The following is a 13,976-nucleotide window of genomic DNA, read 5'->3' on the forward strand; positions in this document are numbered from 1 at the left end:
TTAGCAAACCAATCATCTTGTCTTTTCGTAAATGTTCATTTCCCTGTCATCCGATCAGTTTTTTCTATAAAGACTGACTGGCAGCCGCCTGTTCATTGCGCTAGTATTTTCGAAAACGAACATCAATGTTCGCATTCGATGCGAACGCCCCAGGAGGCCTTGCCCGTGTCCCAGCCCGTTTCGTCCCAGCCACCCCTGCACGACTGCTACGACCTCGCCGTGATCGGCGGTGGCATCAATGGCGTGGGCATCGCTGCCGATGCCGCCGGGCGCGGCCTCAAGGTGTTCCTTTGCGAAAAGGACGATCTGGCCCAGCACACCTCCTCGGCCAGCAGCAAGCTGATCCATGGCGGCCTGCGCTACCTGGAGCACTATGAGTTCCGCCTGGTGCGCGAAGCCCTGGCCGAGCGCGAAGTGCTGCTGGCCAAGGCGCCGCATATCGTCAAGCCAATGCGCTTCGTGCTGCCGCACCGTCCGCACCTGCGCCCAGCCTGGATGATCCGCGCTGGCCTGTTCCTCTATGATCACCTGGGCAAACGCAAGCGCCTGGGCGCCTCGCGCGGCCTGCGCTTCGGCCCAGGCTACCCGCTCAAGCCGGCCATCACCCGCGGCTTCGAGTATGCTGACTGCGCCGTCGACGACGCCCGCCTGGTGGTGCTCAACGCCATGGCCGCCCGGGAAAACGGCGCGGACATTCGCACCCGCACCCGCTGCCTGCGCGCCGAACGCATCGATGGCCTGTGGCAGGTGGAACTGCAGCACGCCGACGGCACCCTGCAGACCCTCCGCGCCCGCGCCCTGGTCAACGCCGCCGGCCCCTGGGTGGCCAGCTTCATCAAGGATGATCTCAAGCTCGACGCACCGTACGGTATCCGCCTGATCCAGGGCAGCCACCTCATCGTGCCGCGCCTGTATGAGGGCGACCATGCCTACATTCTGCAGAACGAAGACCAGCGTATCGTCTTCTGCATCCCGTATCTGGAGCGTTTCACCCTGATCGGCACCACTGACCGCGAATACAGCGGCGACCCCGCCAAAGTGGCGATCACCGAGCAGGAAACCGACTACCTGTTGAAGGTGGTCAACGAGCACTTCAATCATCAGCTCGGGCGCAGTGACATCGTGCACACCTATTCCGGCGTCCGCCCACTGTGCAACGACGAGTCGGACAACCCCTCGGCAGTAACCCGCGACTACACCCTGGCGCTGTCCGCCAGCGAGGGGCAGGCCCCTTTGCTGTCGGTATTCGGCGGCAAGCTCACCACCTACCGCAAGCTGGCCGAATCGGCGATGGGCGAACTGAAACCCTACTTCACCCAGATGCGCGGCAGCTGGACCGCCACCTCGCCCCTGCCCGGTGGCGAGGACATGACCACCGCGCCAGCATTGGTCGATGCCCTGCTGGCCCGCCATGGCTGGCTGGCAGTGGACATCGCCAAGCGTTGGGCACAGACCTACGGTAGCCGCGTCTGGCAGTTGCTCGAGGCGGTGCAGGGCCCCGAGGACCTGGGGCAATCCATCGGCGGTGGGCTGTTCACGCGCGAGGTCGACTACCTTTGCGCCCAGGAATGGGCCGCCAGCGCCGAAGACATCCTCTGGCGCCGGACCAAACTGGGCTTGTTCACCAGCGCCGCCGAACAGCAGGCACTGGCGGACTACCTGCAGCGCAAGCAGGCCGCCCAAGCCGCTACCCGCGCAGCCTGAGCCCTACCGAGGCGCCGTGGTCCCAAGAACGAGCCCACGGCCAGCACTCACATCGGCAAACGCGCCCAGGCCTCCTCGGCCAACGTCTTGAGCAATTGCTGTTCTGCCTGTTGCAGTTCCTGCATGAGCGTATTGGCCCCCGCTACATAGGATTGTTCAGAACCATTGGCCGCCTCCGCCTCGAGGGTGGCCAAACGCTGATGAAACGGCTCTGCCAGTGCCTCGAAACGGGACGCATAGCGCCGCCTCGCGTAGTGCTCCCAGAACGGTCGATGGATCAGCGTCTCTCGTACCGCCTGCGGCGTCTCGCTCTGCAGCACTTCGAGCTGGGCCTTGAGCAGATCAGCCTCAGTAACATTGGCATAGGCAGCGAAGTGCATGTCGTCGACTTGCACCGGTAATTCCAGGGCTTGTGCCAAGCGGTTACGGTAGAACAAGCGAACCTCGATCTCGTCGACCTCTCGCCCCCCGCTGGCGCGCATCCGTTCAACCTGGCGGGCGGCGATGGCGTCCACCCGATCCAACCGATATAGCTGCTGCCCCAGACGCAACAGTCCCTGCTCGGCCATGGCCGCCGAAAGCCCACCCACCCCTTGCTGGACCAGTACCCCCACTTCCAGCTGACTGAGCAACAGCAACAAGCGATCCTCGCAACTGCGTGGACCACCGGCCTCGCGGAACAGTTGCTCGCGCAACACTTCGTTTTGCTCACAGGCATCGAGAATGCGCCATACCCTGCGCCGATAGTGCCCCGGATGCGCCTCGAAATCCTCCGTTGCGCTGAAGTCAGCGAGAAAACGAAACAGGTCATCGGAGCCCGATGTTTGCCGCAAGCGATCCCAGGTCATTTCCCGCTGGCTGCGTAAAGTGCTGTCGCGCGTGTCGGTCCACTGCCCGCGCACTGCGGTCGTGGCTTCACGGTGCCGGTACGAAGCACTTCCCCGACGCCCCGCGGCGACGTTGCCACGCACTTGATCAAGGCGCGCTCGTCCTGTCGCGCTCAACGGATTGTCATGCAGGTCGACACGCGGCAGGCGCAAGCTCAAACCATGCAGATCCTGTGCAAGCTCGCTAATCCGGTTATCTCGGGCATCGACCAGCGCTCGCCACGACGCACGCTCGAGCAGCTCGTTCACATCGACCAGCCCGGTCGAGCGCAAATGCACATGCCGGACATGACGCAACCCTGAAAGATCCGGCGCCTGCGTCAGCGGGTTGAAACTCAGTTCAATCGTGTCCAACAACCGTAACCGGGCGAAACGGCGGTTGGCCTCGGTGTCGATGGCCAACTGGTTGCGCGACAGGTCCATCCTGCGCAAGTGCACCAGTGTCTCAATGCCGTCCGGTACCTGGGTGAGACGATTGCCGCTCAGGTCGAGCTCGACCAGGTTGGGGAAACGCCTGAGAAAATCGGCGTCTATCGTCTGCAACCCCATGTCGCGCAACACCAGGCGCTGGACATGGGCATAGTCGACCCCTGTCGGCAAGGTCGGCAGTTGCCCGACGTGCTCGCCGCTGATCACCAGCTCATACTCATCGTTGGCATCCACCAGCTTGCGCCGCCAACCACGGCGCAAGGTTTCCACCACCCGCCGGCGCCGGACAGCATCGGCGGGCGTGCGCCATTGCGACTGCCAAGTGTCCAGGGCCTGCCGCAGGTCGGCAAGCTGACGCTGCAACACCTGATAATGGTCCCAAAGGTTGTGCCCTCGCGCGCGCACGGCATTCAAGTAGGCATCCAGTTGCAGCTCACTGAAAGTCGGAAAGATCTGGTGAATACCGCGGCGAATCGCTTGCTGGCTACTTTCACCGCCACCGCTCAGGCGGTAAGCCAGGTGCCCGTCGCCAAACCGCCGGGGCGGCCGCACGCCGGCACCGATCGGTGATAGGCCGAGCAGGCGCGCGGCCTGCTCGCGATCGTCACGGACGGCTTCGACCAACCACTGACGCAACTGCTTGACGCTCAGGTCAGCATGACCCAAGGCGATCTTCTGCTCCTTGTCCAGGCATTGCAGCAGCACCTTGAGCAACGGCGCCTCGTCCCCGCCGGACGCTGACGATGGAGCCCCCTCCAGGCGGTAACGCCCCTGCCCCTGTCGCACAATGACCCGAGCCGGCCCACTCCCTGGTGCCTGGCTGGCAAACAGCAGCCGGCCCCCTGGGCTTGCCTCGCGAAGTTGCACTGCCGTCGAACCGGACCAAGGCGCCTTGAGGTCGACCAGTTTCATTGCCAATTGCTCACTGTCGCGATTGAACCCTGCTTGTAGCCGCAGCCCCAGACAAGCGAGATCGATGCGGCTGTCCCGCAGCGCCCAACGTGCCCGCTCGGCCAGGCTCAGAGGAACCCGCTTGGTGCTGCTCAATTGTGCGATTTGCGCCGAACTGGCGTGCTCGATGATTTCTTCGGCAGCGCGTGACGTCAGCCCTGGGAAAGCCGAGATCAGCAGCGCCTGGTTGGCTGTGGGCGCGACCCCTTGGCTGGCCAACTGCTGCTCGAACTGCGCCCCGCTGAGTTCCGCACGGGAGATATGCAGCCGGACGCGCTCGTCGAGGTCGAATAATCGCGCGGGCGGCTTCGCCTGTTCGACCCGTAGTCTGCGTAGTTGGTCGACGCTCAACCCGCTGGCGTTCAGCAAGATCTGCGCGTGCTCGGCAAGGCCCTCCTCGAAACCACCTGCTTGCCAGCCTTCCAGCAATGCCGCCGGTGAATCCTCGGTATGCCTGGGTTGAAGATTTCGACGCAGCTTGACCCCTGTTGCGCTATCAGTGACCGGCTCCAGCAGATCGACGAACGGCACTCGCTGCAGCAAATGCACCGCCCCCGCGCCTACACCGGCCAGTGCCACGCATTGGGCAACCCCGAACAAGTGATCCAAGGCGCCCTGGCGATCCCCCAGCCGCCACGCCTGGTAGCCTTGGTAAACCTCGCCCAAAAGCTGTCCGGCGTTGACCAGCAGCAGCGCTTCGCCCAGCCCAGGCACGAAAATGGCCGCCAGCCCCAGCATATCCAGCCCTGCGCTCAGCATCCGCTGCAGGCGTGCCTGGCGTGCCTCACGATCTTCATCGTCCGTGGGGACAGCCAGGCAGCGAGCGTCGTCGAAAATCCGGGCGATCTGCAACGCTCGCCCCTGGGCAAACGGATCCCCCTCGATCGGCAGATGCCGCCCATCCAGCTCAATCGCCTGCCCAGCGCTCGATTGGCCTATCGCCTTGGCAAGCGCCGTATCAAACCCCGAGCGGTCTCGTACCCGGATGAAACGGCAGAAAAACCGATAAAAACCAGGCACCTGTAAACGCAGCGCGAAGTCTGCATAGAGCGCGTCCCAATTGTCGTAATGGCGCAGGCTTTTCTGCGGGTCGTCGGGTATCCAGGCAATCACCTCGTCGACATCAGCACCCGGTTCGGGACGCCATTCAAAGGTCATGACCCCCGTCACGCACTTGCCCAACAGGTAGAGCTGCCTGGGCGTCAGGCTGCCCGAACTGCGGTCTTGCCAGGGTTGCCTGGCGAACAGCGACAACAGACGCTGGAGATCCCATTCATCCATATGCCACTTGAACCGTGCCTCGTACACCGCAGCCTGCAACTGCGCGCGCAACGTTTCTTCGAACAATTGCTCAATGCTCCTGCGCGCCTGCCCCTCAGGTTGCCCACGTCCCGCTCGGGGTTGCAGCACGCTCCTGAGCAGCGCCTGATAACGCTCGCCCACATCCAGCGTGCGACAAAGGCTGGCAAATCGCTCGAAGCTCAACGCCAGCCGCCTGTTCTTGGCACCGATCAGCTTGGCCTTACGCGGGAACCAGGGTTGGGTTTCCTGCGCCTGAAAATTGTGCAGGGCAGCCGCGAGCAGGCTTTGCCGGGAATGGTAAGTGACGCTCGGCTGGTAGAACTTCTCTGCAGCGGAGGGGCGCTTGAACTGTTCTTTGATATCAACGAACGCCTGGCGTGGATCCATCGCCGGCAAGCCCGCTTCGAGCAGGGCTTTTTCCAATAACGGCGCGGCGAATTGTTCCGGCGGCACAATCCGATCAAGCAAGTGGCGCAGACGTTCGACAAGGGCCTGCTGCTCGCGCAGCACTTGCTGGTAGCGATCGCGATGGTCACGCTGGGCGCCGAGTAGCCATGCCGGCAGTTGCCGTTCGATAAGATGGTCGACCGAGGCCGACGGAAAGAGTGCTTGAGTTGCCACAGTAGGTCTCCTGTCTAAAAAAACAGAAAAGCACTGCGACGCAGCGGTGATGCGGTACTTAAAACAGCAACCCGGTCAATCAGGCCCACTCATTCGGATTTCCGAACACCCTCCAATACACCATTCGGAATACCGAAAGCCAGTACTCCAACAAACACGTCAAAAAAGATTAATCCGCCGTGTTTTCACGGCGTTATGATCGATATCAGGGCTTGGCACGACTCATGCTCTACACTTGCTAGCCGAATGCACCACGCTTCATGCTGTATTCGTTGAACGAAAGAGTCCGCCAACGGCTCCATAAAAAAAACAAACACGTCGAGGAAAATTTGATGCGCATCGTTCGTCAATTGCTGGGCGCCGCCATCGCGGCCGCTGTCATCGCATCGCCAGTCATGGCCGAAGAGCTGACTGGTACTCTGAAGAAGATCAAGGATTCGGGCACCATCACCCTGGGCCACCGCGACTCCTCCATCCCGTTCTCCTACCTGGCCGGCAGCACCGCGCCAGTAGGCTATTCCCACGACATCCAGCTGGCCGTCGTCGAAGCCCTGAAGAAGCAATTGGGCACCGACATCAAGGTCAAGTACAACCTGGTCACCTCGCAGACCCGCATCCCGCTAGTGCAGAACGGCACCGTGGACCTGGAGTGCGGCTCCACCACCAACAACGTCGAGCGCCAGCAGCAGGTCGGCTTCTCGGTGGGCATCTTCGAGGTCGGCACCCGCCTGCTGACCAAGGTCAAGGATGGCCAGCCATCCTATAAAGACTTCCCGGACCTGGCCGGCAAGAACGTGGTGACCACCGCCGGCACTACCTCCGAGCGCATCCTCAAGGCGATGAACGCCGACAAGCAGATGAAGATGAACGTGATCTCGGCCAAAGACCACGGTGAAGCCTTCAACATGCTCGAAAGCGGTCGCGCCGTGGCCTTCATGATGGACGACGCCCTGCTGGCCGGTGAAATGGCCAAGGCGCGCAAGCCGTCCGACTGGGTCATCACCGGTACTCCGCAGTCGTATGAAATCTACGGCTGCATGGTGCGCAAGGAAGACACGGCGTTCAAGAAAGCAGTCGACGAGGCCATCGTCGCCTACTTCAAGTCGGGCGAGGTCAACAAGAGCTACGACAAGTGGTTCCAGCAGCCGATCCCGCCAAAAGGCCTGAACCTGCAGTTCCCGATGAGCGACGAGCTGAAGAAACTGATCGCCGAGCCGACCGACAAGGCCGCGGACGAGAAGAAGTCCTGACCGGCAGATAGTGGCCTGGCGCCCATCCGCGCGAATCGATCCGACAGGCCACTCATTAAGTGTCTAACCTTTCATCCGAGGGTGCCCTGCACCCCCGGATGCTTAAAGGTGCCCGTGAAACAATCGTCTGAGGGGAAATCCCGATGAATTACAACTGGGACTGGGGCGTGTTCTTCAAGTCCACCGGGGTGGGCAGCGAAACCTACCTGGACTGGTACATCACCGGTCTGGGCTGGACCATCGCCATCGCCATCACCGCCTGGATCATCGCGTTGCTGCTGGGGTCGATCCTTGGCGTGATGCGTACCGTGCCCAACCGTCTGGTGTCAGGGATTGCCACCGCTTACGTGGAACTGTTCCGCAACGTGCCGCTGCTGGTGCAGCTGTTCATCTGGTACTTCCTGGTTCCGGATCTGCTGCCCGAAGGCCTGCAGGAATGGTTCAAGCAGGACCTCAACCCAACCACCTCGGCACTGATCAGCGTGGTCATCTGCCTGGGCCTGTTCACCGCAGCGCGCGTCTGCGAACAGGTGCGCACCGGCATCCAGGCCCTGCCCCGCGGCCAGGAGGCCGCCGCTCGCGCCATGGGCTTCAGCCTGCCGCAGATCTACAGCAACGTGCTGCTGCCGCAGGCCTACCGGATCATCATTCCGCCGCTCACCTCGGAATTCCTGAACGTGTTCAAGAACTCCTCGGTGGCCTCGCTGATCGGCCTGATGGAGCTGCTGGCGCAAACCAAGCAGACCGCCGAGTTCTCCGCCAACCTGTTCGAGGCGTTCACCTTGGCCACGCTGATCTACTTCACCCTGAACATGGGCTTGATGCTGCTGATGCGCATGGTCGAGAAAAAAGTCGCCGTGCCCGGCCTGATTTCCGTGGGGGGCAAGTAAATGGAAATGGACTTCAGCGAAATCATCCCCGCCCTGCCCGCCCTGTGGGACGGCATGCTGCTGACCCTGCAACTGATGGTCATGGGCGTGGTCGGCGGTATCGCCCTAGGTACCGTCCTGGCCTTGATGCGGCTGTCGTCGAGCAAGCTGCTGGCCAACGTCGCCGGCGCCTACGTCAACTACTTCCGCTCCATCCCGCTGCTGCTGGTGATCACCTGGTTCTACCTGGCGGTGCCCTTCGTGCTGCGCTGGATCACCGGCGAGGACACCCCCGTGGGGGCGTTCACCTCCTGCGTGGTGGCGTTCATGATGTTCGAGGCGGCGTACTTCTGTGAAATCGTTCGCGCCGGGGTGCAGTCGATCTCCAAGGGCCAGATGGGCGCGGCGCAGGCACTGGGCATGACCTACGGCCAGACCATGCGCCTGATCATCCTGCCCCAGGCGTTCCGCAAGATGACCCCGCTGCTGCTGCAGCAGAGCATCATCCTGTTCCAGGACACCTCGCTGGTCTACACCGTGGGCTTGGTCGACTTCCTCAACTCGGCTCGCGCCAACGGCGACATCATCGGGCGCTCCCACGAGTTCCTGATCTTCGCCGGTGTCATCTACTTCATCATCAGCTTCTCCGCTTCCTGGCTGGTCAAGCGCCTGCAAAAAAGGATCACCGTATGATTTCCATCAAGAACGTCAACAAGTGGTACGGGGACTTCCAGGTACTGACCGACTGCAACACCGAGGTCAAGAAGGGTGAAGTGGTGGTGGTCTGCGGCCCGTCCGGCTCGGGCAAGTCGACCCTGATCAAATGCGTCAATGCCCTGGAGCCGTTCCAGAAAGGCGACATCGTGGTCGACGGCACCTCCATCGCCGACCCGAAGACCAACCTGCCCAAGCTGCGTTCGCGGGTCGGCATGGTGTTCCAACACTTCGAGCTGTTCCCGCACCTGAGCATCACCGAGAACCTGACCATCGCCCAGCGCAAGGTGCTCGGCCGCAGCGAGGCGGAAGCCACCAAGAAGGGCCTGGCCCTGCTCGACCGCGTCGGCCTCGGCGCCCATGCCAAGAAGCACCCCGGCCAGTTATCAGGCGGCCAGCAACAGCGCGTGGCGATCGCCCGGGCGCTGTCGATGGACCCGATCGTCATGCTGTTCGACGAGCCGACCTCAGCGCTGGACCCGGAAATGGTCAACGAAGTACTCGACGTGATGGTCGAGCTGGCCCACGAAGGCATGACCATGATGTGCGTCACCCACGAGATGGGCTTCGCGCGCAAGGTCGCCAACCGGGTGATCTTCATGGACAAGGGCAACATCATCGAGGACTGCCAGAAGGAAGACTTCTTCGGCAACCCCGAGGGCCGCCACGAGCGTACCCAGCACTTCCTCAGCAAGATCCTGCAACACTAAGCAGGCACCGCTGCCCGGCCCAGCCGGGCAGCCGATGCTGGTGGTGACAAGGCCACTGTGATGAAATGCGACCCTTCGCTCCTGCGCCCTGCCCAACCTGCCGTGAAATCCCGCCTGATCCGCCAATTGCTCGTCCCGCCCCTGGTCATCCTGCTGATGGTCGGTCTGGGCTTGGCCGGCTTCCTGATCAGCGAGAGCAACGGCATCCGCACCCTCAGCGAAACCGGCGAACGCCAGTTGGAGCTGCACGCGCGCACGGTCGAGAGCGAGATCAGCAAATACACCTACCTGCCCAGCCTGCTCGAGCTGGAAGACAGCGTCTCGCGCCTGCTCACCGACCCTGACGCCGGCGACCGCCAGGCCGTCAACGAATACCTCGAGGGCCTGAACCGGCGCAGCCGCAGCCGGGCGATCTTCGTACTCGACACCAGTGGTCGCGTGCAGGCCACAAGCAACTGGCGCGACGCCGACTCGTTCCTTGGCGAGGACCTGGCGTTTCGCGCCTACTTCCAGGTTGCCGTGCGCGGCGAACCCGGGCGTTTCTACGGCATCGGCAGTACCACCGGCGAAGCCGGCTACTACCTGGCCCACGGCCTGGAAGAGCACGGCAAGATCATTGGCGTGGCGGTGATCAAGGTGCGCCTGGACACCCTGGAGGAGCGCTGGCAACGTGCCCGCCTGGAGGCTTTCGTCAGCGACGAGAACGGCATCATCATCCTCTCCAGTGATCCATCCCGGCGGTTGAAATCGGTGCGCCCGCTGAACCCGCAGATCAAGGAGCGCCTGGCGCGCAGCCTGCAGTACTACTGGTGGCCGCTCAACGAATTGCAACCACTGGCCCGGGAGACCCTGGCCGATGGCGTGGAAAAACTCACCTTTCCGGCCAACAGCGAGACCGAGCACGGCAAGCAGCGCGAGGTGGCCTACCTGGCCCAGACCCGACGACTGGCCGACACGCCCTGGCACTTCACCCTCCTCACCCCGCTGCAGGACTTGCGCCGCGAATCGATGGTGCAGGGCATCCTGGTGGGCGTCGCCTTCGCCTTGCTGGCGATCCTGGCCATTGCCTGGAACGAGCGGCGCAAGGTGATCGCCACTCGCCTGGCGGCCCGTGAAGCACTGGAAGAGGCCAATAGCCAACTGGAACGCAAGATCACCGAACGCACCGCCGACCTGCGCGCCAGCAATGAACGCCTCAAGGGTCAGATTCGCGAACGCCGCCATGCCGAGCAAACCCTGCGCCATGCCCAGGACGAGCTGGTCCAGGCGGGCAAATTGGCCGCCATCGGGCAGATGTCCACCAGCATCGCCCATGAGCTCAATCAACCACTGGCGGCGTTACGCACCTTGTCCGGCAACACCGTGCGCTTCCTCGAGCGCGGCGCCCTGGAAACCGCCAGCGCCAACCTGCGCACCATGAACGACCTGATCGACCGCATGGGCCGTATCACCGCCAGCCTGCGTTCGTTCGCCCGGCGCGGCGACGACAGCGGCCAGGCCTCGCTGGACAAGGCAGTGCAGGCCTCGCTGCAGGTGCTGGGCAACCGGATCAGCGCCTGCCACCTGCAACTGCACCTGCAGTTCGAGGACCAGCAGTTGGCCATTGACCAGACCCGCCTCGAGCAGATCCTGGTCAACCTGATCGGCAACGCCCTCGACGCCATGGCCACCCAGCCCTTGCCGCAACTGTGGCTGGAAGGCGAACCGCACGGCGACAAATACCGCTTGCGGGTGCGCGACAATGGCCATGGCATCGACGCCGAGGCCCGCAAGCACCTGTTCGAACCCTTCTTCACCACCAAACCGGGCGAGCACGGCCTGGGCCTGGGCCTGACCCTGTCGGCAAGCCTGGCCACCGCCGCCAAAGGCACCCTGAGCGTCGAGCACCCCGCCAGCGGCGGTACCGCGTTCGTCCTCGTCCTGCCCCTGGTCACGCCCCCTAGCGAAATGGCTGAGCCCCTATGAACCAAGCACCTCTTACCGTCCTGATCGTCGAAGACGACCCGCATGTGCTGCTCGGCTGCCAGCAGGCTCTTGCCCTGGAAGACATCGCCTGCGAAGGCGTCGGCAGCGCCGAACAAGCCCTCGAGCGCATCGGCGACGATTTCGCCGGAATCGTCGTCAGCGATATCCGCCTGCCGGGCATCGATGGCCTGGAGCTGCTCAACCGCCTCAAGGCCCGCGACCGCAGCTTGCCGGTGGTGCTGATCACCGGTCATGGCGACATCGACATGGCGGTCGGGGCCATGCGCAACGGCGCCTATGACTTCATGGAGAAACCATTCTCGCCGGAGCGCCTGGTCGACGTGGTGCGTCGCGCCCTGGAGCAACGCGGGCTGGCCCGCGAAGTATTCGCCCTGCGTCGCCAACTGGCCGAGCAGAGCAGCCTGGAAGGCCGCATCATCGGCCGCTCGCCGGCCATGGAGCAATTGCGTGAGCTAATCGTCAACGTCGCCGACACCTCGGCCAACGTGCTGATCGAAGGCGAAACCGGCACCGGCAAGGAACTGGTCGCCCGCTGCCTGCATGACTTCAGCCGGCGCCAGGGCCAACCGTTCGTGGCGCTGAACTGCGGCGGCCTGCCGGAGAACCTGTTCGAGAGCGAGATCTTCGGCCATGAGGCCAACGCCTTCACTGGCGCCGGCAAGCGCCGCATCGGCAAGATCGAACACGCCAATGGCGGCACGCTGTTCCTCGACGAAGTCGAAAGCATGCCGGTCAACCTGCAGATCAAACTGCTGCGCGTATTGCAGGAACGCACCCTGGAGCGCCTGGGTTCGAACCAGAGCATCCCGGTGGACTGCCGGGTGATCGCCGCGACCAAGGCCGACCTCGCCACCCTTGGCCAGAGCGGCCAGTTCCGCAGCGACCTGTACTATCGGCTCAACGTTGTCACCCTCGAGCTGCCGCCGCTGCGCGAACGGCGCGAGGACATCCTGCAACTGTTCGAGCACTTCCTGCTGCAATCGGCGTTGCGCTTCGACCGCGAGGCGCCGGCCCTCGACAGCCAGACCCTGTCACAGCTGATGGCCCATGACTGGCCAGGCAACGTGCGCGAGCTGCGTAACGTTGCCGAACGCCACGCCCTGGGCCTGCCCGCATTCAAGAAGGGTTCCGGCGGCGCCAGCCAGGGGCTGGGCTTCGCCGAGGCGGTGGAGGCGTTCGAACGCAACCTGCTCAGCGATGCCTTGCAACGCACCGGTGGCAACCTCAGCCAGGCCAGCCAGGAACTGGGCATGGCCAAGACCACGCTGTTCGACAAGGTGAAGAAGTACGGGCTTGGTTAAAGCTTCGAATGCAAGAGGCCCCGCGATACCGGAAAAGCCGGTGCCATCCATCGGGCAAGCCCGCTACCACGCCCTTCTCAAAGCCCGGCGATATGAGTCACATCCTGCCTGTGCGCTTGCAGGTATGGCAGCACCGCCCCCAGCAACGGCGCCTTGAACGGCTCCTGGAAGCGGTGAGCCAGCCCTGGAATCAGTCGCAACTGGCTGCCCTGAATATGCGCCGCCAAGTGCACGCCATGCATCACCGGCAGCAACGGGTCGGCCGTGCCGTGCACCACCAGCGTCGGCACCCGCAGTTGGTTGAGCAACTCGACCCGGCTCGGCTCAGCCAGGATCGCCATGATCTGCCGCTTCACCCCGTCAGGGTTGAACGCCCGGTCATAAGCCTGCGCCGCCTGCTGGCGCAACACGGCGCGATCGTCACTGACCTGTGGGCTGCCCAGCGCCGCCAACAGGTCGGCCTGCTGCTCGATCGCCACCTCGCGACTCGGCGCGCCGCGCCGCGCCAGCAATTGCACCAGCGCCGGGTTCGGCGCCGGCAGGCCAGCAGCTCCCGAGCTGGACATCACCAACGTCAAGCTACGCACCCGCTGCGGCGCCATGGCGGCGATGTGCTGGGCAATCATGCCGCCCATGCTGACGCCCAGCACATGAAATTGACGAATCTGCAGCGCGTCCATCAGGCGCACGCCGTCATTGGCCATGTCGGTCAGCGTGTAAGGCGCCGACACTGGCAACCCCAGCTTGTAGCGCAGCAACTCGACGGTCAGGTTGGCCGACGCCGGTAGCTGGTTCCAGCGCGACAGGCCGACATCGCGGTTGTCGTAGCGGATCACCCGAAAGCCCTGGAGGCACAGGGCCTCGACCACGTCGTCGGGCCAGTGGATCAACTGTCCGCCGAGGCCCATCACCAACAGCAGCGCCGGGTCGCGCGGCGCACCGACGCTCTGGTAGACCAGGCTCAACTCGCCCAGCTCGGCCCGTTGCACCGGCACATCAACGTCGCAGCGGCCCTCGGCAAAGCTTGCTGGCACGCTGCTCAATAGAAAGAAGAAAAGTAAAAACGCCCGCATGAAAGAAACACCAGAATGCAGATCCCCAGTAGAGCGCGAGTCTGATGAAATTCGTTCGGGCGCGCTGCCACAAAACCGTGACAATTTCGTGAACCCTGCCCAGTGGTCGCGTACATATCCCAGTACCTCCATCGTCTCCAGCAAAGTCCCTTCAATGCTCAGCCTACAACCACTGCATT

Annotated in this window: 9 protein-coding genes; 7 read left to right on the plus strand and 2 right to left on the minus strand. The window is 63.3% G+C overall.

Annotation, left to right across the window (positions count from 1 at the left end):
- Positions 1–165: 165 nt before the first annotated feature.
- A complete protein-coding gene (gene glpD / locus ACODS5_RS05615; RefSeq protein ID WP_177414262.1) occupies positions 166–1,704 on the plus strand; it encodes a glycerol-3-phosphate dehydrogenase in 1,539 nt (512 codons plus the stop codon).
- A gap of 47 nt (positions 1,705–1,751) precedes the next feature.
- Here glpD and ACODS5_RS05620 read toward each other — a convergent pair whose 3' ends face one another.
- On the minus strand, positions 1,752–5,894 hold the full coding sequence (locus ACODS5_RS05620) for an NEL-type E3 ubiquitin ligase domain-containing protein (protein WP_489108166.1): 4,143 nt from the start codon (positions 5,892–5,894) through the stop codon (positions 1,752–1,754).
- A gap of 332 nt (positions 5,895–6,226) precedes the next feature.
- Here ACODS5_RS05620 and ACODS5_RS05625 point away from each other — a divergent pair, with 332 nt between their 5' ends.
- The 6 genes from ACODS5_RS05625 to aauR all read left to right on the plus strand — a co-directional run bounded on the left by ACODS5_RS05625 (position 6,227) and on the right by aauR (position 12,724).
- Positions 6,227–7,144: a glutamate/aspartate ABC transporter substrate-binding protein gene (locus ACODS5_RS05625; protein ID WP_134693671.1), complete on the plus strand. Its 918-nt coding sequence runs from the start codon at positions 6,227–6,229 to the stop codon at positions 7,142–7,144.
- A gap of 143 nt (positions 7,145–7,287) precedes the next feature.
- Entirely contained in the window at positions 7,288–8,034 is a 747-nt protein-coding gene (locus ACODS5_RS05630) for an amino acid ABC transporter permease (RefSeq protein WP_489108167.1), read from the plus strand.
- A complete protein-coding gene (locus ACODS5_RS05635; RefSeq protein WP_489108168.1) occupies positions 8,035–8,706 on the plus strand; it encodes an amino acid ABC transporter permease in 672 nt (223 codons plus the stop codon).
- Complete coding sequence (locus ACODS5_RS05640) at positions 8,703–9,437, plus strand: amino acid ABC transporter ATP-binding protein (RefSeq protein ID WP_134693475.1); 735 nt, start codon at positions 8,703–8,705, stop codon at positions 9,435–9,437. The genes ACODS5_RS05635 and ACODS5_RS05640 overlap by 4 nt, the downstream gene beginning before the upstream one ends.
- A gap of 60 nt (positions 9,438–9,497) precedes the next feature.
- The gene (gene aauS, locus ACODS5_RS05645; RefSeq protein ID WP_134693474.1) at positions 9,498–11,402 is read left to right on the plus strand and encodes a two-component sensor histidine kinase AauS; all 1,905 of its coding nucleotides are present in this window, start codon (positions 9,498–9,500) and stop codon (positions 11,400–11,402) included.
- Positions 11,399–12,724, plus strand: coding sequence for a two-component response regulator AauR (aauR, locus tag ACODS5_RS05650; protein ID WP_489108169.1), 1,326 nt, complete (start codon positions 11,399–11,401; stop codon positions 12,722–12,724). Before aauS ends, aauR begins: the two co-directional genes overlap by 4 nt.
- A 77-nt stretch (positions 12,725–12,801) precedes the next feature.
- Here aauR and ACODS5_RS05655 read toward each other — a convergent pair whose 3' ends face one another.
- Positions 12,802–13,797 (minus strand): alpha/beta fold hydrolase, encoded by a 996-nt coding sequence (locus tag ACODS5_RS05655; protein ID WP_489108170.1) that lies wholly within the window; start codon positions 13,795–13,797, stop codon positions 12,802–12,804.
- Between the last annotated feature and the right edge of the window lie 179 nt (positions 13,798–13,976).

This window comes from Pseudomonas sp. FG47 (genome assembly GCF_057809115.1).

Excerpts from the sequence above, each read along its gene's own strand:
- aauS (WP_134693474.1), top strand. The coding sequence starts at position 9,498 with ATGAAATGCGACCCTTCGCTCCTGCGCCCTGCCCAACCTGCCGTGAAA.
- ACODS5_RS05630 (WP_489108167.1), top strand. The coding sequence starts at position 7,288 with ATGAATTACAACTGGGACTGGGGCGTGTTCTTCAAGTCCACCGGGGTG.
- ACODS5_RS05640 (WP_134693475.1), top strand. The coding sequence starts at position 8,703 with ATGATTTCCATCAAGAACGTCAACAAGTGGTACGGGGACTTCCAGGTA.
- ACODS5_RS05625 (WP_134693671.1), top strand. The coding sequence starts at position 6,227 with ATGCGCATCGTTCGTCAATTGCTGGGCGCCGCCATCGCGGCCGCTGTC.
- ACODS5_RS05635 (WP_489108168.1), top strand. The coding sequence starts at position 8,035 with ATGGAAATGGACTTCAGCGAAATCATCCCCGCCCTGCCCGCCCTGTGG.
- aauR (WP_489108169.1), top strand. The coding sequence starts at position 11,399 with ATGAACCAAGCACCTCTTACCGTCCTGATCGTCGAAGACGACCCGCAT.
- ACODS5_RS05655 (WP_489108170.1), bottom strand. The coding sequence starts at position 13,797 with ATGCGGGCGTTTTTACTTTTCTTCTTTCTATTGAGCAGCGTGCCAGCA.